The following is a 20,318-nucleotide window of genomic DNA, read 5'->3' as shown; positions in this document are numbered from 1 at the left end:
GCTACTCCCGACACCAGACACAGCGAACCGCCCCCGCCCTCCCAAGGAGAGCGGGGGCGTTATCACCGCCAGGGGGTGAGGTCGAGGTCATCGGGGGGTTCCGGTGGCGGCCCCGCTTTGCTGTCGGGTTCGACGCGGCGGGCCCAGCGCAGCAGGTCGAGTACGTAGCTGGTGAGGAGCCGGCGTTGCACTTGTTCGGCCCGCAGCTCGGAGTCCAACCGGCTGGTGATGGCTTCGAACGTCGGGACTCGGGCCGACTCGCGCTGGGCGGCGCGGGACTGCCGCGCGGTGAACGCCGTCCCGGCGAGGGCGAGGACGGCGATCACTATGCCGACCCACCCGCCGTCACTCACCACGCACCACCGGCACGGGCGTGGGCTCCGGCCAGCCGGCGACGATCACCAGCCGGGCCGCCGCGCCCGCCCATGTTGCGGCCCCCGCCCAGGCCATCGCCACCGCCACCATGCCGCACCCCACCCATAGACCACCCCACCACTCCAGCGGCAGCAGATGCGCCAGCACCACCGCCGAACGAACAGTCCCAGGGCGCGGGTCCAACAGGATCCCCACCCCATACAGCGCCCAACCGACGCCGGCCGCCATCAGATACGCGCCACGGCGACCCAGCCGCCGCCGGGCCGCCACCAACATCACACCCCCCGAGGCAGATCCCGCCGCGCCGCCGGCGTGGGAGTCTCGGTGACACCCGGCCCGCCGGGGGTCGCCACCGCGGTGAGCACCGCGAGGAGCGCCGCACCACCAGCGGTCGCCAGAGCTGCCGGCCAGTCCACGGACAGCAGATCCACGGCGCCCGCGCCGAGGAGCGCGACGAGCGTCTGTGCGGCGGTGCGCACGGCGCGTTCGAGGGGGGCGCGCCAGAAGGTCCAGGTCGTCATGTCGGTTCCTCTCACGCCGGCCAGGCCAGGAGGCTGGCGACCAGTTCGTCTACGGTCAGGTCGCGGGTGGTGACGTTCAGCAGGTCCACGACGAGCCGGTTGTCGTCGGTGCCGGGCAGCATCCCGGGCCAGGTGTGCACGAAGTGCCCCCGGCCGCCCGACTGCACGGGCGACCCGATCGGCCAGGACTTCGCCCGCTTCCAGTCCTCGCCGCCTTTCCGGTGGTTCCGGGCGATCCGCACCTGGACTTCCTCGCCGCGCTCCATGCCGTCGACGCGGAACCCGACGCCGAGAATGAAGGCGTGCGCCCCCTTGAGGAGGGTCTGTTCCGCCTTCTTCTCGTTCCACCCCGTGCCCTGCACGTGCACCCGATCCCACGTCACCGTGGTCCAGACGTTGGGCTTGAGTGTCAGCGGCTTCGACTTCTCGTAGTAGCGGTCCATGGGCCGGCCCTCCTTGGGCTGTTCGGTCGCAGGCGGGGTGGTCGGCCCGGGGCGGAGGGCGCCGGCGCGGACCCACGCGTACAGGGCGTCGCCGGGGCATTCGGTGGCGCGGTGGTCGCGGTGGCCGGTGAGTTGGTTGCCGGCGCCTCGGTCGCGCAGGTAGTCGATGGCGTCCCGCAGTCCCGCCTTCAGCGCGTCCGGCGGGGGCCCGCTGCTCTTGGCCCACAGGGCGCACACCGCGTAGTGGTTGGCGTTGGCGGTGGTGGTGCCGTTGGCGCCGGACCGCTTCCGCACGCCCCGCCCTTCGTAGACGTAGCCGTGGTGGCAGACCAGCAGGTTGTAGGCGATGTCCAGGTAGTTCTCCACCTTGTTGGCGAGGTGGGAGGCGCGGATCGAGCGGACGTAGGCGGCGCACTCGGCGTGGTCGCGGGGGGTGTAGGTGGCGCCGAGCCAGTGCACGGCGACGCCCTTGGCGGTGGCCAGGGCAGCGGCCGGTGAAGTGGCGGGTGCGCCCCATTGGGCGCGGCTGACGAAGTCCATGGTGCTCCCTTCTGGGCATGGCGGTGTGCCCGGGGCCGTGGTGGTCCTCGGGTTGGTGGAGCGGGGGGCGGCTGGTTATCCGATGCGCTGGTAGAGCACGGTGGACTGGGCGCGGAAGATGGTCTGTTCGGCGTGGCTGGCGCCTTGGGCGACTTGGACTCGGGCGGTGCCGGGGGTGGCGCCGATGGTGATGACGCCTTGGTCGATGCCCATGCGGAAGTCGCCGGGCGGGTTGTTGTTGTCCTTGCCGCCGATGATGATTTGGGTGCCGGGTGCGGGGCGGCGCAGGAGTACGGCGCCGCCGGTGCCGACGCCGGCGGCGGCGTTGGCGGGGTCGAATCCGACGATGCTGCGGGAGGAACCGCTGCCGGCCGGCAGGCTCCAGTTCCAGCGGAAGTCGGAGTTCGGCGTGGCGCTGTAGGAGAGGCTGGCCCAGTAGTAGTAGACGCCGCCGGCGTCGACGTCCCAGGCGAGGTCGGTGGGTTGGGGGGTGGTGTTGGTGGTGATGGTGATGTCTGTCATCTGCTCGACGAGGCGGACCTGGCGGGCGTTGAACTGGTCGCGGATCTCCTCGTTCAGCTGGCTGGCGGTGACGATTTCGCCGACGACCCAGGTGCGGGGTGCGAACGCCATGAGTCCCCCCTCTTAGTGGTCTTCGTCGGGGCCGGGTGGGATGACCGGCGGGCGGGGGCGGGCTGGGTCCTCGGGGTGCCACCAGAATTGCTCACGCGTGGGCCGGTCGGACACGGCGGCTTCGGTGGCGTCGATGTCGTCGGGGACGGTGAGCGGTACCCAGCCGGTGTAGCAGATGACGCAGTAGAAGCGCGGGTCGGTTGGGGAGATGACCTGTGCGCTGCCGCAGGTGCATTCGGCGATCCAGCGGCCGGCGTCGATCCGCGCGAACCATGAGGTGTGAACGGTCTCGGTGGGGCGGGGGACGCGGCGCTGGGCACGCTGCTCGAACCACTCGATGACCAGCTCGGCGGCGGGCACCTGGGTCCAGACGTCGGCGTCGAGGTGCGGGGGCGGGGTGTAGAACGTCTCCGCGCGGATCACGGGGGGCACGCGGGGCCTCCTAGTAGGCGAGTCGGGTGGTGGTGTCGAGCACGCCGTGCACGGGATGCTCCAGGACCCAGACGGTGTCGGCGTCGGTCCGGCTGGTGTGGAAGTCGAGGTGGTGTTGGTTGTGGGTGATGGTTTCGGTGTAGCCCTCGATGGTGACCGTGGCAGTGGGCATCGGCGCCTGTGCAGGCAGGTTGGTGACCGTCATGGCGGTGGAGATGTCGGCGGTCAGCAGCGTCCGATAGACCGACAGCGGCATCGTGCTGGCTTCGATGGGGACCTGCCGAAGTTCGGCCGGGGGGTCGGCGTAGCGGTGTACCGCCCACTGGGCGGCTGCCAGCGCGCCGGCATCGGTGTCTTTGTACAGCGTGACCTGTTGGGCGTAGGGGCCGTAGCGGGTGATGCTGGTGGGGTCGATGACGCGCTGGGTGGTGCCCTCGGGCCGCTCGACGGTGACGTCGTTGACCTGTTTCTGGTCGTCGTCGGCCAGGTCTACGCCGCCGGTGTTCAGGTCGGCGTAGTCCAGTTCGATGGCGGGGGTGGGGTTGTAGCGCACGTCGCGGGACTGGAACACCAGGCGGGCGACGTCGCGGGAGGCGAACAGCCGGGCACCCTCGGTGGCCTCGATCTCGCGGAGGTGGGTGAGCGCGGTGGAGCCCAGGGCCCATTGGGGGGCCATGCCCTCGAACACCGCCCCGGCCGCGTCCAATCCGATGCCGGCGTAGGCGGCGATACGGGCCGCGCGGGTGTTGGCGGGCTCGCCGTTCTTGCCGGTCATGCCGACGCTGTAGTGGTCGGTGTACCAGCTGGGGGCGCCGCCGGATGGCGGGGAGTGCAGGGCCAGGTGTGCGATGGTGCCGGACCACAGGCGGGCGCCGTTCCAGCCGCCGACTTGGAGATGTTGGAGTTGGCGCAGGTCGTGGGCGGCGACGGCGTAGGATCCGTCGATCCACACGGCGAACCCGGCCTGGTCGAACACGATGTGGTGCGGCAGCCCGTCGTTGAGTGCCGGGCCGAAGGCGCCGGTGGTGAAGCCGTCCGCGCCCAGCGCGGTGGACTGGATCCGTAGCCGGCCGCTGATCGCTTCCAGGCTGAAGATCAACTGCTGTTGGCGGTCATCGGATGCCAGGCCGAAGATGACGCGGTCGGTTGCGGTGGTGGCGAACCACACCTCGATCCACAACTCTCCGGTGGCTAAGGTCTGGTCGGCCAGGGTGCGGCCGAGGTCGGCGCGCAGGTAGCGGCCGTTGGTCGCGTTGGCGGGGGCGAACAGCGCCCAGGGGAGGCGGCCGGGCCCGTCTTCTTCCCCGAAGGTCAGTGTGCCGCCGACGCCGGCCAGTGTGACGGTGAGCGGGCCTGCGCCCAGGCCAGCGATGTCGCCAGCGGTGGTGGAGTCCTGGGGCTCGGTCATCGGGTAGTAGGCGGCGGGCTGGCGCAGCAGCACCTCTTCAGCGAGCATCGGATGCAGTGCCGGTTGCTGGGACAGGGGTTTGAACAAGTCGGTGGCGGTGACGCCGCTGACGGCGTGCAGCCCGTCCCATCCGGTAGGCCATTCGTTGACGACCCACAGTCCGCGGGAATGGACCTGTGCCGGCTCGGGATCGAACTCCGTCGCGACGGGGCCTTCTTCGACTTGGACGGCGTCGATCCAGCAGCGGTCGCCGGATGCTGGCGGGGCGGCGGTGGTGGTGACCCGCAGGGTGTGGGCGGCGGCTGTGGCGGTGAAGGTGACGGTGATGCGTTCGAACGTGTCGTTGCCCGCCGTTGGGATACCGGTGGGGCCGTCGGCGATGGACAGCCGGATGGGCGGGCGGCCGGTCTCCACGTAGGCGAACGCCGAGGCGGTGTACGTCTGGCCGATGGTCAACCCATACGCCTCGGTGCACACCATGTTGACGCCGGTGGTGGCCCAGTTGATGCGCAGGGGGCGGATGCCGTGGTGGACGGGGCTGGAGTCGGCGGCGCTGATCTGCATAGCGGAGTTCGGGGGGTTGCCCCGGTACCAGCCCCGAATGGAGTTGCCCTCGAAGCTCGGATTGGTCAGGTGGTTTTTCCCTTCAAGGGTGACCACGCCCAGCCGGATCGGGACCTTCTTGACGACGTGCGGCCAATAGGGGGAGGTGATGTTGCCGGGGGTCAGAGCCCCGTCCTGGTTATCCAGGCTGAGGGTCAGGGTGCCGGGCTGGACGTCGGAGAGTTCGTCGGCGGCGCCCCGGGTGATGCGCACCCCGCTGGTATGGATGTCGGCGCGGGCGGTCAGGTCGGTCCACGTGAGCACGCCCGCCGGGTACTGCTGGGGCAGGATCAGATCCTCCCGCCCCATCAGCACCATGGGGTCGGACAGGGTGTGGCCGAACGCCGCTTGCACCACGAGTCGTGTCATGGCCACCTCACTAGCTGCTGGTCAACGGCTTGACTGGTCAAGACGTTCACCGATAGAGTGGTCAACACCTTGACCGCAAGAAGGGCTGTTATGGATTACCGATACGAAATTCGTGTCCCGACGATCGCAAACGCCGAGACCGGCTGGGAAAAGCCCGTTCAGAGTGGATCGGAAACCTGGACGGCCTCAGCGCATTCTTTTGGCCGCCACGTACTGAATGGGTGGCTCACTAAGGCCGAAGAGCGCTACGCGGGGCACCCCGCTGTCGTGGAGGTCTGGGGCGAGGACCCGCCCGGTGCGTATGCGGTGGTCACCGACCCCGGGCCAGTTGCGGAGAGCGTCAAGGAATTGGAGCGAGCCATTGAGGCTAAACAAATCGCCGACCTTGCGGCAGACATGGCGACCGATACTCTCGCTGAAGCCATGCAAGATGCACGTAGGTTCGACGATCTCTCCGCAAACAAAGTCGCCCTTCTCGTCCGCCATGTGATGTCCCGACCTACCGCACTCAAACTGCTACGGCGTGACGAGAAGGAGTCCTAAGCGGTTCCCAGCGTCACGTTGACGCCCTGGTTGCGCTTGAGGCCCAGGAGGATGCGTTGGATCTGCTGGGCCACGGCCGTGGGGTCCAGCGCCCCCGTCACGTTGATGTTCACCGTGGTGCCACCGCCGGCCCCGCCGCGTCGCATGCCGACCGCAGCGGGCATGGCGGCGTCGGGCACTTCGACCAGGTCCCGCATCACGCGGTCAACCGCAGGTGCGCCGTCGGTGATACCGGCGATGATGCCAGCGGGGATCATCCGTCCGACCTGATCGCGCATCACCCGCGAGGGGCTGAAAATGCCCAGCACGCTCTTGATGGGGCCGGGGATGACGCTGGACGCCCAACTGCTGATTCTGTCCTTGATCCACGAGCCCATGGACTGGATACCGCTCCAAAGCCCTCGCACCAGGTTCTTTCCGATGTTCACGAGGGTGGTTCCGATGTTGCTCAGGGCGGAGCGGGCTTTGCCGGGCAGCGCTCGTATTTCCCACACCACGGTGGCCATCTTGGTTTTGGCGGCTGAGACCATCCGGTCTCCGGCTGAGACCATCCGATCCGCGACTTTGCTTCCGAGACTGGCCAGCGCGGACCATGCTTTGCCTGGAAGGCCCTTGAACATCGCGACGGCGGTGGAGACGAACCCGCTGACGACCTGCTTGGCGGCGTCCCAGGCGCCAGAGAAATCGCCCTTGAGGAGGCTGACGATCATCTGGCAGGCGGGCATCACGACGTTGTTCACGACGCGCGCCAGGTGATCGGAGAACTCGGTTGCCAGGGCGCTGATCAGGCCGATGATGCGGGTCAGGATCGGGTGGGAGCGCTCCAGCACCTGGGTCAGGAACATGATCCCGGCCTCGATGACCGGGGAGAGGGCGACCAGCAGATCGGCCAGTGTCACGCCCAGGGAATGGATGCTGGGGGTGAGCGCGGTCAGCAGTTCGGAGAGGATCGGCACGAGCACGCCGGTCAGCTCGGTGAACGCTGCCAGGATCGGGTCCAGCACTCCCGGGAGTACGGCCAGTACGGGTTGGAGGGCGCTGCCTATCACGGTCGCCAACTGCGTGATGAGTGGGGCGAGCTGGCCAAGGACGGTGCCCACGGCAGTGATGATCGGGGTGAGGATCGGCCCCAGGGAGGCGATCAGTTCCCCGAGGATCGGCAGCAGCGGTGTGAGGGCCTGGGCCAGCACACCGATGACGCCGGCCACCGATGCCAGGACGGGGCCGAGCGCGGCGACGATCGGGGTCAGCGCGCTGCCGAGCGAAGCGACGAGCTGCCCGACTGAGGGCAGCACCGGCGCCAGCGCGGCGAAGATCTGCCCCAGCGATCCGGCCAGGGCCCCCAGCAGGGGGCCGAGCGCGGTCAGCACCGGGCCGAGCGCGGCACCCAGGGACGACACCAGCAGGCCGACGCCCGGCAGAAGGGGGGAGACGGCGTCCAGCAGCCCGCCCAGAGCGCCAGCGCCGGACACCAGCAGTCCGCCGACCTGGTCCAGGACCGGGGCCAGCGCATCCCCGAGGGCGACGATCAGGCGCTCAACCGGCGGGCCCAGGACGGTGAACACCGACCCGATAGTTTCGACCGCGGAGATCAGCAGCGGCGCGGCCGAGACCCCGAGTTGCGTCATGACCGACGCCATGGCGGCCAAGCCGCCTTGGACTGCGGGGGAGGCGGTGACCTCGGCCAGCGCGCCGGTGATGTGCTGGAGCGCGATCACGAAGCCGCCGCCGTCGACGGCGGCGGCCCCGAAGATGTTGCCGATGATCTGGCCGATGTTGCCGCCGACCACCCCGAGTTCACGGATCAGGTCGATCGCGCCTTCGATCGCGGACTGCATCGCGCCGGACTCGAACGCCGCCGTCATGCGATCCCGCAACCGCGCGAGGGCATCGCCGCCAGCGGCGGTCAGCCGCGCGAAGCTGGGGCCAGCGGCGGCGCCGATCTGCACCAGCCCTTGCACGATCGTGGCCGGCAGCCCGGAGAGGTTGTACAGACCCTCGTTGGCGTGGGACAGGGCGGTACCCAGCGCGCCGGACTTGCCCAGGCCGGTGGCGGTGTTGAGGACGTTGCGGCCCATCAGGGACAGGGCCCCGGCGCTGTTGGTCAGAGCGTTGTGGAAGATGGGCAGTGTGGTGTCGGCGGCGGTGCGCAGCGCCACGTCCATGCCGGTGAACAGCTTCTCTTGGACGCTTTCCTTCAGCGCATCCAAGGCGGGCTTCATGCCGCGCAGCTCGCCGACGAACCGGCGGGCGGACGGGGTGAGTTGCGCGAGGGCTTCGGCGTAGGCTTCCGCGCTGCCCTCGCCAGTGGCGAACGCGTTGGTGATGGCGTCCCCGACGCCGGACATGCCGATGGCCAGCGCGCCGCCGGCAGTGGCCACCATCAGCGTGGCGGTCGCGGCGAGACCGGCGGCTGGGGCGATCTGCACCAGCGTCGCGGCCAGACCCGAAACCGGGCCGATGGCCGACCCGGCCGCGGCGCCGATCTTCCCGATGGTGGCGGTGGCCCGCACACCGGCGCCGGCCACCTTCGTCAGCGCCGAGGCGCCCATGCCCATCGAGTCCAGGCGGCGGTGCAGTCCGACGGCGGCCTGCCCCGCGCCCCGCAGGACACGGGAAAGGCGGTCGTTGCCGACGAGGGTGAACACCATGGACGCCACCGCGCACCCCCGTATCTGCTGTTCAGTTGTTGTGGTTGGCCAGCTCCCGATCGATCCAGGCGATGGCCGAGGCGAACTCGCCCCTGGTCAGCCGGGCGATCTCCCAGGGGCGAATGTGCAGCAGGTGCGCCAGCAGCCAGCGGTAGCGCTCCCGCTGTTCACCTATGCCGCCGGCAGGGCCTCTTTTGGGCCTTGGCCGTCCAGGGCTGCCTGGACGTCGGCGGGGTCTTCGGCCAGGAAGCGCAGCTCGCGCAGCGCCTGGGCGAAGTCCGGGGTGTCCTCGGGGTACTCCCGCTGCACGGCCGCCACGGTCTCGGCCACCTCGCCGGTGCTCATCCGCGCCTTCAGCCGCTTGCGCCAGCCCGGCACGTCGAAGTCGGAGAACCGCAAGGAAGGGGTCTTGCGCTTGTGCCAGACCCACAGGCAGGCGCGCAGCGCCGTGGGCGACTGCTGCTGGAGCGCCTGTTCCACTTCGGCCCAGGTCTTGCCGGTGACGCGCTCGATGGCCTCGGCCTCGATCGCGCCAAGGTCGTCCAGGTCGTAGCGCTCGGCCGGCTGGTCGGCCGGCTCGTAGATCAGGATCATGCTGTCCCCTCTATCGTTGGTCAGCCGCGGATGCGGCGTTCTGTGTCGTCCAACACGCGCGCGATCTCGCGGCGCATGTGCGGTTCCATTCGGCGGATCGTCGGCCCCCACCACGGGCGGGAATGCTGGGTGGACCAGCGCTTGCGGTTGCCGAACACCGGGTGCCTCCACCTGCCGTCTTCGATCCGGTCGGGCAGGGAGCGTTGATCGATCGGGAGGCGGCCCCGGTCGATCCACAGCCGGGCGCCGGGACGGCCGGCCCGGTTGCGGACTTCGATTCGGATCGCGCGGGCGATGGACTCCCTAAGGCCCGCCACGCGGTGCGCGCGCCCGTTCCGCCCGCCACCGCGCCGGGTGCGGCCACCGCCCTGCCCACGGATCGGGTTGGTGCGGATCGCCCGCTGTAGCTCGCGGTGTACGGGCTCGGCCGCGCGGCGCACCCTGCGGTGCAAGGACTGTTCCAGTCGCGCCCCGCCCGCCGCCCGCAACTTCCGGTCCAGTTCTAGGAGTTGACCGGTGCCCAGCACTCGCACATCCCTGATGGCCACGGCGGGCTCAGAGAGTGGTATCGGTGGACTGGTAGTCCAGCCGGATCGGGTTCACCCCGTCGTCCAGCCCGGTGAAGCTGAAGTTCGGCTTGACGACGTCGGGGCCATCCACCACGGGGGTGGACTCGTCCAGGTGGATCGCCGGCAGCGTGATGCGGAACAGCTCCGGGTAGTCCTCGTCGATCTCGGCGCCGGCGAACTCCCACACCATCGACGTGGCCGCGTCGGACACGAACAGGTCGGCCAACGTCGTTTCGGTGTAGTCGGTCTCCAACGATCCGGTGATCTTGACCTTGTCGTTGCTGATCGGTTCGGCCTTCAGCCCGCCCGCGTTGGCGTAGTAGCGCTCCGTCGCCTGCGGGCGCTCGAACTTCACCGACACCTTGCGGATGCCGGAGCGGGCCACCTCCGCACCGTGCACGCCGGTGCGCAGGGTCATCTGCCCGAAGTGGAACGGCGCCATGGGCGGATAGCTGGGGGCGGCGAGGGTCTGTGTCTCGTCCACCGTCTTGCCGTCCAGCTCGAACGACACGGTGAGCATCCCGCCGACCTCGCACGAGAACTCGGCCGAGATGATTTTGCAGCCGAGCACGGAGAAGTCCGACACCACTCCGGTGGTCAGCGGCACGCCCTTCTGGACCGTCAGGCTCTTGCCGAACGTGTCGGCCAGCAGGTGCTCTTGCAGATAGGCGTCGGTCTCCTCCTGCTGCTCCGGGGCGACCGTGGACCCCATGAGCGCCTGGAACAGCACGCCCATCCCACGGGTGAACACCTCCATCGCCAGCTCGCCGGCGGCGCCCACCGTGGTCACCACACGGCGAGAGCTGCGGTCAACCAGCCGGCCGGCCGCGATCCCGCTGGATTGGGCGGTGGTCTTCTGGAACTTCAGTCCCTCCGAAGTGAACTCCACAAACCTGGTCGGCGCGGTGTAGACGCCGTAGGAGGACTCGGCGGCGATCCCGACCTGGGCGCCGAGCCCGGACCCGATAGCCATGATCAGTCACCACTCTTTCCGCCGCGCCGACGTGGCGCGGGCTTCATCAACGGCGCCGGCTCGGCGTCCGGGGCGGGCTCGGCGACCGGCTGCCACAGAGCGGGCTGACACACGTAGGCGTCGAACTGGTCGTCGGGCACGGTCACGACTTCGTCGGGTTGGACGGTGCGGCCCAGCCACGGCACGATGTGCGCGGTGGAGCCGATGAAACGCACCTCGGCCACAGCGGGTTCTCCTCTTCCTCGAAGGTCAGATGCGGGCTCGGCACGAGACGCGGAACGCGACGCTGACGGTGGCGCCGTCCGAGCCGCGGGTCTGCTGCACCTGCCCGGCCGTCAGGTGCGCCCACAGCACCGTGCCGTTCAACGTCGGCGCCATCGGCGCCTCGTTGGTGGCGCGTAGCGCGTTCTCCACCTCGGCCAGCAGCCCGAAGGCGCGGGCCCGCCGTTCGCCCAGCGCGCCGGCGTCGCCGTCTCCGCTCCAGGACTGGAGCCAGCACAGCACGTCGAAGTCCTCATCCCGGGTGCGGGCGCCGGCGGCGTTGAAGTCCTGCCGCATCTCGACCGCTGTGTCGTTCTCGGGAGACCAGCCGACCACCAGCACGTCAGGATCCTCCAGGTCGGCGCCCGGGTAGCCGTCGTGCACCACCACACCGGATAGGCCCGGTGCGGCGCGCAGGATCTCCACCAGTGCGCCGAGCGCGTCCGGTACGGCCGAGGTCGCCATCAGGCCACCCCCGGCGCGTTCCGGTGCCGCTCCAGCAGGTGCAGCGCCCGGTTGGGGATGGCGTAGCCGATGCCGGCGATCGGCTCGGTCACCGCGTAGTCATCCGCCCCGAGTTGGGGCCGGCCGCTGGAGGCGGGGTGCTGGGTGCGCCACAGGTGTTGCAGGATCACCCGCGCCGCCGAGGCGATGTTCGCCGGCATCACCGGTCGCCCCGCGAGGTACACGAAGCGGACGGGGCCGGTGATCCTGCCGCCGTCTCTCCGCCGCACCAGGTCGTGCTCGTCCACGTCCCAGCCCGAGGTGTCCACCGCGGTGCCGTCCAGCCGTTCCGCGCCTGTCAGTTCGATGACCGGCCCGCCCCGCAGCGCGATGGCGCGCGCACCGGCCGGGGGGACGTCGGTGTGCAGCTCGGTCACGGTGCGGCGCACCACGGCGCCCACGAAGTGCTCAACGCACTGGGTGGTCGTCTCGATCCACCCGCGCAGCTCCTCGTCATGCCGCGCCGAGGTGATGTTTAGGTGTGCTCGGGCATCCGCCAGCGACAGGATCGCCGGCGGGTCCGCCGGGCGGACGTCGAACGTGTCGGCGACGGCACCCGGCGGGCCGGTGAACGTCCAGTACACCGCGTGCCGGCCGGCCTGCCCGGTGACGTAGTCGTGGGTGTACAGGCCGGTCTCAGCCGGCGGGTTGGTCACGGTCGGGGAGACCGTGGTGCCGTCGGGCAGGGTGACCGTCAGGGCCACGCTGCTGGCGTTGGCCAGCTCGCCCGCCAGGGTGCGGCACTCCGCCGCCAGGCGCACCGGCGCCCTCAGGATGATCGGCACGGCCCATCACCCCCTTTACTTGTCGCTGGTCGCGGTGCGGCGCTTGTTCGCCGCCGGCGCCCGGCGCTTCGGCGCGGGCGGCCCCTCGACCGCCGGCTCGGGCTCGGGGATGCGCAGCTTGTCGTGGTCGGCCGGGGCAATCTCATCCCCTGGGGCGTAGGCCAGGCTCGCGCCCTCGGGGTGCCCGTCCGCCACCAGGCTGCCGGCAGCGGTGCGCCACCAGCGCTGGTCGGCGCGCATCACCCCACCGCCAGCCAGGTCACGATCAGCGTGCTGCCGCTGGTGTCCGTGCCGTCGGTGTTGTCGATCGTGTCGGCGTCCGCGACGGTGAACTCGGCGGACAAGTCGGTGATACCGGTCAGGGCCTCATCGCCTTCAGTGGCCTGGAGAACCGACACCAGCCGATCCCGGCCCTTGATGCCGGACACGGTGATCTCCCCGGCATCGTCGCCGGCCACCACCGCCTGCCGGATCGCGTCGCGCGGCATCGACCCCTCGATGATCCCCACGGGGGTGCTCCCTTCCTGCATGGTGAGGCCGAGGCAACCACGGCTGGTTGCCTCGGCTTTCGGGGGTGGTTGGTCAGGCGCCCAGGCCCGTGACGGTGCAGAACGCGGTCGGCCGGTAAACCACCAGCGCCGCCCGCATGTCCGCGCGCACAGCCTGCTTGCCCTCCACGAAGAACGTGCCGTGGCTGTTGGAGACCTGGACGTCGATGCCGCGCCGGGTCGTCAACTCGGAGTAGCCGGCGAAATCGCCGACCAGCGCGGTGTTCTCGGTGATGCCGTCCGCCTGGGCGACCGGCAGACCCCAGATCCGCTCCGGACCCGGCTCGCTGGGGGATCCCCAGATGTAGACCCCGTCGGAGGTACGCAGCAGCCGCACCGACTGCCAGTTGTTCGGGTGCATCACCACCGCGCCGGGCGTGGCACGGCCGGTGACGCGCACCTTGGTCATGGCCTTGTAGACGGCGTCGGGGATCGGGTCGGTGGCCTTGGCCTGCGTTTGGATGCCCACGATGTTCAGGAACCCACGCAGGTTGGGGGCGGTGCCGTTGCCGACGAGGATCTGCGAGTCGAGACGCTGGCGCACCATGAACGGCAACCGGCGCTCCACGTAGCCGCGGGCCTGGGGTTCGTCCTCCAGCTGCTCGTCGGTGACGGGCAGCCACACGGCGATCTTCCGTACCGGGCTGGAGCGCTCGGACAGCGCCAGCTCGGCCTCAGGGTAGGTCCCGCCCTCGGCGGTCTCGGCCGCGGCGTTGTCGTAGGTGGTCTCCTCCATGTACACCACCGCCGACTGGCCGGTGGCGCCCGAGGGGATCAGGTCGATCACCTGGATCGGGCGGGTCGCATACTCCACCACTCGGCCGGTGCGCGTGGTCTCCGGCGCCCAGCCGGCACCCGTCTCGAACAGCTCCTTCAGCTCGATGTCGAGATGGGCCACCGGGCCGTTACCGGATCCCGTGCGGCCCTTGTATGCAACCGAGTCGGTGAACAGCTCACCCAGCCCGCGGCGGGCCTCCTTGCGGCCGGAGGCGGCCGGGCGGGCGCCGTCGCCCGTCTCCCTCCCCTTGCCCTCAGGGTCGTCGGTGGACTGGGCGGCGCGGGCGGCCTTCAGCACACCCTCGTAGCCCTCGACCTCGATCGCGATGGCGTCGATCTCCTCGTTGAGCGTCCGGATCGCGCCGACCTTCGCGGCCGTGTCACCGTCCACGCTCTTGACCTTGGCCATGTCCATCTCGGGACCGGCCTCATCGAAGATCGCCTTGAGCTTCTTGCGCCGGTCGTCCAGCTTGCCGCGCGCCTCATCCAGCGCAGGGAACGTCGTCATGTCGCCTTTTCTCCTTGGCTCACAGGCCCCGGGCCACCGCGCGCAGCCATTCCCGCTGCACGTCGGCCAGGGCCGCCTCGTCTGATGTCTCGGGCTCGGCCTGGTCCAACAGGCCATCCAGCCGCGCCAGCTCGGCGCGAACCTTGGCCAGCAGCGCGCGGGAGTCCCCGCCCAGCGCCTTGCCCTTGCTCAGCCGCATCGCCAAGACGTCAGCGGCTCTTTCGCCGTAGGCGGTGACTGCGGCCAGGACCGCGTCGCCCTCCTCGGCGAACGTCTGGTTGCGGCTCTTGGCCGCCAGGGTGCGGGTGTTGACCCCGGCACCCAGCAGTACCGGCGACACCTCGTGCACCGTCACGCGGTCCAGGAACCGCACATGCCGGCCGTCGTGCTCACCGAACGCGTACTCGTCGATGTCGAAGCCGTAAGACCACTCTCCAAGGCCGTCCTCGGCCAGGGCCTTCACGGTCTCGAACGTGTCCCGCCCGTGCGCGGTCGCCAGGAAGAACTGGCCATCCAACACCGCCTCGTCCCCGCGGACATGGATCACCCCCTTGCCGGCCGGTAGCGCGGCGCCCCACGAGGCGTGGCCGTAGGCGGAGATCGCGACCTTCGCCCCGTCGGTGAACGCACCCTCCCGGGTCACGTCGCCGTCGTGGTCTGTCACGCCGAGCGTGGCGAACACCGCGGTCACCTCCCCGCGATCCTCGTTCTTGATCTCGACCCCTCGGAGGGTCTTGGTGTCCATCACTCGCCCTCCTCAGGGTTCGGTGCCGGAGCGGGCTGACTGGTGCCCGGTGGCTGCAACTGCACGGAGAACAACCCCGTGTGCTGCAACAGCGTCCAGTCCTCGGCCATCACCGCAGCCGTCACGCTCGCTGGGGTGTACCCGGCATCGGTCAGCGTGCGGATCATCGACGCTTGGCGGCCGGCGATCTCGGCGGCGTCCTTGCGGTCCTCCCGCAGGAACGCGATGTCCCGCGCGTCGAACCACAACCGCGCCCCGGCAGGGACGTTCACCAGCACGGCCAGCGCCCCGGCAGCCTGCCGCCACAGCGTGCGGATCGTTCCGTCCGCGAACCGCCGCCGCGCGGCGGTGAAGTTGCCGGCGTTCAGGGCGCTGCCCTGCATGCCCTCGGAGAACCCGACCCAGCTCGGTGGGACGCCGGCCGCCGAGGCAATCCGGGCCTCGCCCTTGCCCTGGGTCTGGGTGAACTCCAACTGCCTCATGTCGTGCGTCAGCGGTACGACGTCCGCCCCGCCGCCGAGGAACAGGGTGCCGAAGGCGTTCTCAACGCCCTGGTGCGACGCCTTGAAACGGCTGACGAACTGGTCGAAGCGCTCGGCGTTGGTCTCCCGATCGAACTTCACCACCATGCTGGGGCGGGCGCCGTTGCGGAAGAACGAATCCCGGTGGGCGGTCGCCGCGCCGTCCGCGCTGATCTCCCGCAACACCGGCGTCAACCACGACATGCCCCTGAAGCGGGCGGCCGGGTCGGGGATCGGCGCGTAGTGCGCCACCTCGCCGGGCAGCAACAGCACTTCGCCGTCGCCCGTGCCGACCCCGCCGGTGGCCAGGGTGGAGCGCGGCGAGTACAGGTAGCCCACCACCCGCGCATCCAACGCGTAGGGGTTGCCGGAGTGCGAGCCGGTGATCAGGGACACCCAGTCCGGCCGCAGCCGCGCCAACCGCCGGCCGGGGCCCGTCGCAGACCGACCGAACCGGCCGGCGTCATCCGCCGTCGTCCAGTAGCTGTTGCCCGCCAGCGACGCGTCCTGCTCCATCCGCACCAGCAACTCGCCCGTAGTGCTGCCCGGCCACGGGGTTTCCAACAAGCTCAGGTCGGGGGTGCCGAACAGCTCGGCCGGCCGGCCCGACCGCATCTGCTGAAACTGGAACCGCGCCTCACTGAAAACGCTTTGACGTGCGAGGATGCACGCGAACACCGGGCCGTTGCGCTTGTAGCCCGCCTCCACATAGCCCTCGAAGCTATGCGCGATCTGCTCCCGGTCAGACATCAGCCCGCCCGTCAGGGAGTGCCGGAACGCGTCCAGATCCCAAAACGGTGCGGCGGGCTCGAAGCTCTTCCCGCCCCGGGCCGCGCGGATCTTCTCCAACAAGCCCACGGCTACCGCCCCTTCCGGCGGGCCTCAGCCCACCCGACGCGCACGGCCGCCGCCGTCCACCCGACCCCGGTCACCACCACGCCGGCCACCCAGCCCAGCCCGTACAGCCCCGCCGCCACAGCGGTCAACACCCAGCGCACCGGATCACCCCCACGCCACCATCGGTTCGACATCCGGCTCGGGCTCGGGCTCCCACGTGCGCAACGCCCACGCCGCCAGCGTCACCGTCACCAGCGGGGAGATGTCCACGCTCAGCCCGCGCCGGGCCCACGCGCTCGCGTCACCAAGCGTCCGCAACTGAGCGCCCGCCAGCGCGGCGGCCAACATCGGCTGATCCAGATGCACCAGCCGGCCGGCCTTCACGTCGTCGATGAACTGCCCCGTCGCCTGGGCCACCTCGCGGGACTTCGGGCAGACCGGCTCGATACCCGCCGCCCGAAGCGCCGGAATCAGTGAGCCGGCCGGCCCGACCTCGTCCACCACCCAGCACGCCGGGTTCCACCGCTCTTGCAGCTCAACAGCACGCGCCACCACCCAGTCCGTACCGGGCCGGTGGTCAGTGATCTCCACGTGCAACTGCTCACCCGACGTGCCAGCAACGGCGATCGCCGAGAAGCTGCGTTCCGGGGTGGTATCGATCGCGAACCGCACCGGGTCGGCTGGCCGGCTCTCGCCATCGGCCAAGGCCCGCCACGCCTCCTCGGCGATAACCGCCCAAGTGGCGTCACCCTCGGACGGGTATTCACCCACACCCAAGCGCTCCCGGGAGTACACCCGAGGCCCCATCGACAGCAGCTCACGCTGCACGTGCTCCGGCGTCAGCCGGATGCCCAACGCAGGGTTCGCCCGCGCCGCCGACTCCAAGCTCTCGATGTCGTCATGCTCCGCGCACCCTTCCGGGCACTCGTCCGCGTGCGGATCGATCGACCACTCAAAGTACGCCAAGCTCGGGTCCGGTCGCCCCTCGGCCAGGGCCTTGAGGGCGCGGGCCCTCAGGCGGGCCAGCTGCCCCGACAAGGCGCCGATCCCAGCCGAACCCAAGTACCACGCCTGCGGGTTGGGCACCGCCGCCATGGTCGGCAACAGCGCGCCCATCGCATCCTCACCGAGGATCATCGCCTCGTCGAAGAAGATCGTGTTCCCGGTGAAGCCCCGGCCTGAACCGCCGGAGCGGGCCAGGAACCGCAGCACCGGCCCGGCCAGCAGTTCAATCTGCTCCTCACCGGTGGTGTACCGCACGGCCTTGACCCGCTTCCGCAACGAGTCACAGTTAGTAATCAACGACTCGATCCGCTTGAAGCCGACCTTCGCCGTCTTGAACTCGTGCGCGGTGTGGACCTGCAACGGCTCGGCCAGCAGGAACAGCCCCGCCAACTCCCTCGCTTCGATCACCGCGCCCTTGCCGTTCTGGCGCGGGAGGTTGACACACACCTCGAAGGCGGCCCAGTCCCCATCCGCGCGTTCGGCCATGCCCTGATCCAGCACATAGCGTTGCCACGGGTCCAGCTCCAGCCCGGCCATGGACGCCAGCTCGACCGCCTCTTGGCCCGCCGAGGACAACCCCGTGCCCGGAACCGTCTCGATCCGGGGCCGCTGGTGACCGAGCAGCCGCTCAGCCGTCGGTTCCGCTGGCGCGGCGCTCGGCGCGACGCTTGGCGAGTTCATCGAGCGCGTCCCCCTCCTCAGCCGGTGGCGCCAGCTTCCGCAACTCCAGCAGCGTGGCCCGCAGTTCGCGGGCGACCACGGCCGCCGACGTCGGCGCCTCGCACCGATCCAGCTGCTCGGCCAGCGACAGCGCCACCGCGACCAGACCCGGGGCGGAATCTGCCACACCCAGCGCGGTGATCTCGTCGTTCGTGCGGTGCCACGCTTCACTCACCGCCGCCCCCTCACTCAGCGTCACCAGGGTTGGGGTGACGCTGCGTTACCTGTTTTTCATCACCTTCTGTCGCCGGTGATCTTTCACAGAGCCCGCGCAAAAAACCGGGCGAGAAGGGCGGTTGGGTCGCCCACGTCGGCGTTTCCACGTGGAGCAACCCACCCCCCTCCCATAGCGCACAGTCACAGCTGTGTTGACGCTAAGTGAATCGCTCAAGGGTTGGTTCACGCTGCGCTATGTGGGTCGTCGCATCGCGGTCTGAATGGCTGTGCGTGATGGTGCGGTGCACCACCCGGGCCGGGGCGCGTGGGCGCTGCCGGGTGGGGCCGTCTCTGAAAACGGCGGTCCCATGTCACGTTGCGTGGCGCCCTACCAGTTCCGTGAACCGCGTGAGTTGACGACGGTCGCACCGCGTGGTGTGTGGGTGTGCTGTTCGTACCAGCGGGCGGCTACCCGTTCCATGCTGGGCTGGCGCAGCTGCCGCACCCTCGCCATGGTGATGTCGCGGCCGGGGTCCACCACGATGATGCGGGCGCCCTGTCTGTGGTAGCGGGCCCGCTGTTTGACGCTGGGCTGGGTGTGGATCAGGTAGACGTCGGGTCGCTGCTCGGGGGGGTTCGACTGGCCTTCCCCCGTTGAAATGCGGGTGGCCTCTTTGATGGCGGCGAACCTGGCCTTGTGGGCGACGCGCAGCAGGTGCGGGTCGTGGTCGTGGTCGTCTGCTCCGGGGCCGGCGAGGGCCAGCGCGATGCGGTCGAGGTCGATGACGATGTCTCGGGGCCGAGCCCGGCCCGTGATCCACGCGGACTTGCCGGCGGTGGGTGGGCCGGTGACGACGTACAGCACCACGGCACCCCGTTCGTCCTCAGACGGTGATCTCCGTCAGCCGCGCCAAGGTGTCGACGGCGAGGTGCCTGGCGTGCTCGGCGGCCTCGTCAGCGGCGGCGGGCGGGAGATGTGGGGTCACAGTGCCAACGAACTCCACGTGACGCTCCACCAGGGATGACACCAGCTGAGATAGCTGTCTGACCTGCTGCTCTAGGTCGCACTTCGCCATGCCGCTATCGTCTCACCACCGACGCGACGTCCGCACGGTCTTCAACGAACTGCGGTTGCCCTTCGAGCTGTTGCACGCCCGGTGCGCGGAGCGGGCGTTGGCGGGGTCCAGCAGCGGGCCGCCCCGCGAGAGTGGCACCGCGTGATCGAGCGTGAACGACTCCCGGGCGCGCGCATCGGCCTGGTAGTCGATCTCCCAGCCACAGAGCCAGCAGGGCAGCCCCAGGGCGCGTTGGGCGGCACACAGCCGCCTGTAGGGCCTGCCGTTACGGGGGTTGTTCATCACCCACCCCCTTCGCGATTTGGGCCCCGCCGCGCCGCCGGAGGGGACCGAAGCGAGCGCGGCGGGGAGTCGTATTGGCCGGCCAGGGTGGGGCGATGCCCGGCCGGCGTCAGTTACTGGATGGTGCCTACCCAGATGGGGTGGTCGAAGTCCATGCCGTCGTAGAAGCGCATCGCTTCAACTGTGATGTCGCTGCCGTACTCGCCGATGTCGAAGGAGACGTGGTCGGTGTAGTCCCGCGTCTGTCCGGGGGCGAGACGCCCTTCGAGGAAGACGTCACCCTCTAGGAAGAGGGATTCGGCTTCGCCGCCCGTGGTGGCGCCGTTGACGAGGAAGGAGAACTCCATCAGGTCGAGGGGCGCTTCACCGTCGTTGGTGATGGCGACCTGGACAGCGAGTGGCGTGTGGCCGTCCGTCATGAACTCGCGGTCGAACTCTCCGAGGTCGGCGTCCGGCACCTGGGTGACGCCCGCGATGGTGAGGCTGACACCGTCGTTCCAGTTGTGGGTGTCGCCCCACGCGAGGTCATCAGGCATACCCGGGGCGGTTTGGGGCTCGTCTACGGGGGCGGGTTCCTCTTCTGTGGCTGGGTCCTCTGTGACTGCCTCCCCGGAGGGTGGCGCTGTCCGGTCGCCAGCTCGGGTCGGCTCGGCGTCGTCATCGGAACAGGCGGTGAGGGCGAGTGCGGCTGCGGTGATGATGGCGAGGAGGGGTATGCGGATGCGGGTCATGTGCCGAGCATTCCGTATACGGGGAGCGGGTGTTGGGGGTGTGACCAGCCTGTGATGCTGACGGCGCGAGAGGGGAGAGGTAGCGGCGTTACGGTTTGATGCCCGGGACGCTGCCGTTCGAGTCGCCGTACCAGCCGTCGAGTTGCACGTTGAGGGCGGCGCTGACCATCTCCCGCTCCACCCGCCCAGGGTGGTCTCTGTTTGGCCA

The 20,318-nt window shown here is 69.9% G+C and carries 25 protein-coding genes; 1 reads left to right on the top strand and 24 read right to left on the bottom strand.

The window, feature by feature from the left end; genetic code table 11:
* Nucleotides 1–62 precede the first annotated feature (62 nt).
* The 7 genes from AOM46_RS09395 to AOM46_RS09365 form a co-directional block, all read right to left on the bottom strand.
* Nucleotides 63–353, bottom strand: a complete 291-nt coding sequence (locus tag AOM46_RS09395) for a hypothetical protein (RefSeq protein WP_158920329.1) — start codon at nucleotides 351–353, stop codon at nucleotides 63–65.
* A complete protein-coding gene (locus AOM46_RS09390) occupies nucleotides 346–645 on the bottom strand; it encodes a hypothetical protein (protein WP_158920327.1) in 300 nt (99 codons plus the stop codon). Before AOM46_RS09390 ends, AOM46_RS09395 begins: the two co-directional genes overlap by 8 nt.
* A 5-nt stretch (nucleotides 646–650) precedes the next feature.
* On the bottom strand, nucleotides 651–896 hold the full coding sequence (locus tag AOM46_RS09385; RefSeq protein ID WP_062208006.1) for a holin: 246 nt from the start codon (nucleotides 894–896) through the stop codon (nucleotides 651–653).
* An 11-nt stretch (nucleotides 897–907) separates the two neighbouring features.
* Entirely contained in the window at nucleotides 908–1,879 is a 972-nt protein-coding gene (locus AOM46_RS09380; RefSeq protein ID WP_062208003.1) for a peptidoglycan recognition family protein, read from the bottom strand.
* A gap of 75 nt (nucleotides 1,880–1,954) precedes the next feature.
* Nucleotides 1,955–2,512, bottom strand: coding sequence for a hypothetical protein (locus AOM46_RS09375; RefSeq protein WP_062208000.1), 558 nt, complete (start codon nucleotides 2,510–2,512; stop codon nucleotides 1,955–1,957).
* 12 nt (nucleotides 2,513–2,524) lie between these two features.
* Nucleotides 2,525–2,944, bottom strand: a complete 420-nt coding sequence (locus tag AOM46_RS09370; RefSeq protein WP_062207997.1) for a hypothetical protein — start codon at nucleotides 2,942–2,944, stop codon at nucleotides 2,525–2,527.
* 10 nt (nucleotides 2,945–2,954) lie between these two features.
* The gene (locus AOM46_RS09365; protein WP_062207995.1) at nucleotides 2,955–5,324 is read right to left on the bottom strand and encodes a LamG domain-containing protein; all 2,370 of its coding nucleotides are present in this window, start codon (nucleotides 5,322–5,324) and stop codon (nucleotides 2,955–2,957) included.
* 90 nt (nucleotides 5,325–5,414) lie between these two features.
* On the opposite strand from AOM46_RS09365, the gene AOM46_RS33895 reads away from it, so the two are divergent.
* Nucleotides 5,415–5,867, top strand: a complete 453-nt coding sequence (locus AOM46_RS33895; protein WP_158920325.1) for a hypothetical protein — start codon at nucleotides 5,415–5,417, stop codon at nucleotides 5,865–5,867.
* Here the strand turns inward: AOM46_RS33895 and AOM46_RS33890 are convergent.
* The 17 genes from AOM46_RS33890 to AOM46_RS09270 form a co-directional block, all read right to left on the bottom strand.
* Nucleotides 5,864–8,518, bottom strand: a complete 2,655-nt coding sequence (locus tag AOM46_RS33890; protein WP_062207991.1) for a hypothetical protein — start codon at nucleotides 8,516–8,518, stop codon at nucleotides 5,864–5,866. The genes AOM46_RS33895 and AOM46_RS33890 overlap by 4 nt on opposite strands.
* A 171-nt stretch (nucleotides 8,519–8,689) precedes the next feature.
* The gene (locus AOM46_RS09350; protein ID WP_062207988.1) at nucleotides 8,690–9,112 is read right to left on the bottom strand and encodes a hypothetical protein; all 423 of its coding nucleotides are present in this window, start codon (nucleotides 9,110–9,112) and stop codon (nucleotides 8,690–8,692) included.
* A gap of 20 nt (nucleotides 9,113–9,132) precedes the next feature.
* The gene (locus tag AOM46_RS09345; RefSeq protein WP_234313690.1) at nucleotides 9,133–9,639 is read right to left on the bottom strand and encodes a hypothetical protein; all 507 of its coding nucleotides are present in this window, start codon (nucleotides 9,637–9,639) and stop codon (nucleotides 9,133–9,135) included.
* A gap of 28 nt (nucleotides 9,640–9,667) precedes the next feature.
* Complete coding sequence (locus AOM46_RS09340; RefSeq protein ID WP_062207985.1) at nucleotides 9,668–10,654, bottom strand: phage tail tube protein; 987 nt, start codon at nucleotides 10,652–10,654, stop codon at nucleotides 9,668–9,670.
* Nucleotides 10,655–10,656: 2 nt separating this feature from the next.
* The gene (locus tag AOM46_RS09335; RefSeq protein WP_062207982.1) at nucleotides 10,657–10,878 is read right to left on the bottom strand and encodes a hypothetical protein; all 222 of its coding nucleotides are present in this window, start codon (nucleotides 10,876–10,878) and stop codon (nucleotides 10,657–10,659) included.
* A gap of 25 nt (nucleotides 10,879–10,903) precedes the next feature.
* Nucleotides 10,904–11,380, bottom strand: a complete 477-nt coding sequence (locus AOM46_RS09330) for a hypothetical protein (RefSeq protein WP_062207979.1) — start codon at nucleotides 11,378–11,380, stop codon at nucleotides 10,904–10,906.
* Nucleotides 11,380–12,204 (bottom strand): hypothetical protein, encoded by an 825-nt coding sequence (locus tag AOM46_RS09325; RefSeq protein WP_062207976.1) that lies wholly within the window; start codon nucleotides 12,202–12,204, stop codon nucleotides 11,380–11,382. The genes AOM46_RS09330 and AOM46_RS09325 overlap by 1 nt, the downstream gene beginning before the upstream one ends.
* A gap of 15 nt (nucleotides 12,205–12,219) precedes the next feature.
* Nucleotides 12,220–12,444, bottom strand: coding sequence for a hypothetical protein (locus tag AOM46_RS09320; protein WP_062207974.1), 225 nt, complete (start codon nucleotides 12,442–12,444; stop codon nucleotides 12,220–12,222).
* Nucleotides 12,444–12,713 carry a hypothetical protein gene (locus AOM46_RS09315; protein ID WP_062207971.1) on the bottom strand — a complete coding sequence of 90 codons (270 nt, stop codon included), beginning with the start codon at nucleotides 12,711–12,713 and terminating at the stop codon, nucleotides 12,444–12,446. Before AOM46_RS09315 ends, AOM46_RS09320 begins: the two co-directional genes overlap by 1 nt.
* A gap of 73 nt (nucleotides 12,714–12,786) precedes the next feature.
* Nucleotides 12,787–14,037 (bottom strand): phage major capsid protein, encoded by a 1,251-nt coding sequence (locus AOM46_RS09310; RefSeq protein WP_062207969.1) that lies wholly within the window; start codon nucleotides 14,035–14,037, stop codon nucleotides 12,787–12,789.
* A 19-nt stretch (nucleotides 14,038–14,056) separates the two neighbouring features.
* A complete protein-coding gene (locus AOM46_RS09305) occupies nucleotides 14,057–14,782 on the bottom strand; it encodes an HK97 family phage prohead protease (RefSeq protein WP_062207966.1) in 726 nt (241 codons plus the stop codon).
* The gene (locus tag AOM46_RS09300; RefSeq protein WP_062207964.1) at nucleotides 14,782–16,161 is read right to left on the bottom strand and encodes a phage portal protein; all 1,380 of its coding nucleotides are present in this window, start codon (nucleotides 16,159–16,161) and stop codon (nucleotides 14,782–14,784) included. The genes AOM46_RS09305 and AOM46_RS09300 overlap by 1 nt, the downstream gene beginning before the upstream one ends.
* 144 nt (nucleotides 16,162–16,305) lie before the next feature.
* Nucleotides 16,306–17,826 (bottom strand): terminase, encoded by a 1,521-nt coding sequence (locus AOM46_RS09295; protein ID WP_062207960.1) that lies wholly within the window; start codon nucleotides 17,824–17,826, stop codon nucleotides 16,306–16,308.
* On the bottom strand, nucleotides 17,774–18,040 hold the full coding sequence (locus AOM46_RS09290; protein WP_234313689.1) for a hypothetical protein: 267 nt from the start codon (nucleotides 18,038–18,040) through the stop codon (nucleotides 17,774–17,776). The genes AOM46_RS09295 and AOM46_RS09290 overlap by 53 nt, the downstream gene beginning before the upstream one ends.
* Nucleotides 18,041–18,409: 369 nt before the next feature.
* Nucleotides 18,410–18,889: a hypothetical protein gene (locus AOM46_RS09285; protein ID WP_067226013.1), complete on the bottom strand. Its 480-nt coding sequence runs from the start codon at nucleotides 18,887–18,889 to the stop codon at nucleotides 18,410–18,412.
* 220 nt (nucleotides 18,890–19,109) lie between these two features.
* Nucleotides 19,110–19,379 carry an HNH endonuclease gene (locus AOM46_RS09275; protein ID WP_062207954.1) on the bottom strand — a complete coding sequence of 90 codons (270 nt, stop codon included), beginning with the start codon at nucleotides 19,377–19,379 and terminating at the stop codon, nucleotides 19,110–19,112.
* 113 nt (nucleotides 19,380–19,492) lie between these two features.
* Complete coding sequence (locus AOM46_RS09270) at nucleotides 19,493–20,110, bottom strand: hypothetical protein (RefSeq protein ID WP_062207952.1); 618 nt, start codon at nucleotides 20,108–20,110, stop codon at nucleotides 19,493–19,495.
* Between the last annotated feature and the right edge of the window lie 208 nt (nucleotides 20,111–20,318).

The organism is Streptomyces sp. NBRC 109706 (assembly GCF_000974485.1).
GTDB lineage: Bacteria > Actinomycetota > Actinomycetes > Streptomycetales > Streptomycetaceae > Streptomyces.
Note: the sequence above shows the minus strand (reverse complement) of the source record. Positions and strands in the feature narration are given on the sequence as shown.

What these genes read in the sequence shown, in the direction of transcription:
- AOM46_RS09385 (WP_062208006.1), bottom strand. Translation starts at nt 896, where the DNA reads ATGACGACCTGGACCTTCTGGCGCGCCCCCCTCGAACGCGCCGTGCGC.
- AOM46_RS09380 (WP_062208003.1), bottom strand. Translation starts at nt 1,879, where the DNA reads ATGGACTTCGTCAGCCGCGCCCAATGGGGCGCACCCGCCACTTCACCG.
- AOM46_RS09375 (WP_062208000.1), bottom strand. Translation starts at nt 2,512, where the DNA reads ATGGCGTTCGCACCCCGCACCTGGGTCGTCGGCGAAATCGTCACCGCC.
- AOM46_RS09365 (WP_062207995.1), bottom strand. Translation starts at nt 5,324, where the DNA reads ATGACACGACTCGTGGTGCAAGCGGCGTTCGGCCACACCCTGTCCGAC.
- AOM46_RS33895 (WP_158920325.1), top strand. Translation starts at nt 5,415, where the DNA reads ATGGATTACCGATACGAAATTCGTGTCCCGACGATCGCAAACGCCGAG.
- AOM46_RS33890 (WP_062207991.1), bottom strand. Translation starts at nt 8,518, where the DNA reads ATGGTGTTCACCCTCGTCGGCAACGACCGCCTTTCCCGTGTCCTGCGG.
- AOM46_RS09350 (WP_062207988.1), bottom strand. Translation starts at nt 9,112, where the DNA reads ATGATCCTGATCTACGAGCCGGCCGACCAGCCGGCCGAGCGCTACGAC.
- AOM46_RS09340 (WP_062207985.1), bottom strand. Translation starts at nt 10,654, where the DNA reads ATGGCTATCGGGTCCGGGCTCGGCGCCCAGGTCGGGATCGCCGCCGAG.
- AOM46_RS09330 (WP_062207979.1), bottom strand. Translation starts at nt 11,380, where the DNA reads ATGGCGACCTCGGCCGTACCGGACGCGCTCGGCGCACTGGTGGAGATC.
- AOM46_RS09320 (WP_062207974.1), bottom strand. Translation starts at nt 12,444, where the DNA reads ATGCGCGCCGACCAGCGCTGGTGGCGCACCGCTGCCGGCAGCCTGGTG.
- AOM46_RS09310 (WP_062207969.1), bottom strand. Translation starts at nt 14,037, where the DNA reads ATGACGACGTTCCCTGCGCTGGATGAGGCGCGCGGCAAGCTGGACGAC.
- AOM46_RS09305 (WP_062207966.1), bottom strand. Translation starts at nt 14,782, where the DNA reads ATGGACACCAAGACCCTCCGAGGGGTCGAGATCAAGAACGAGGATCGC.
- AOM46_RS09295 (WP_062207960.1), bottom strand. Translation starts at nt 17,826, where the DNA reads ATGAACTCGCCAAGCGTCGCGCCGAGCGCCGCGCCAGCGGAACCGACG.
- AOM46_RS09275 (WP_062207954.1), bottom strand. Translation starts at nt 19,379, where the DNA reads ATGAACAACCCCCGTAACGGCAGGCCCTACAGGCGGCTGTGTGCCGCC.
- AOM46_RS09270 (WP_062207952.1), bottom strand. Translation starts at nt 20,110, where the DNA reads ATGACCCGCATCCGCATACCCCTCCTCGCCATCATCACCGCAGCCGCA.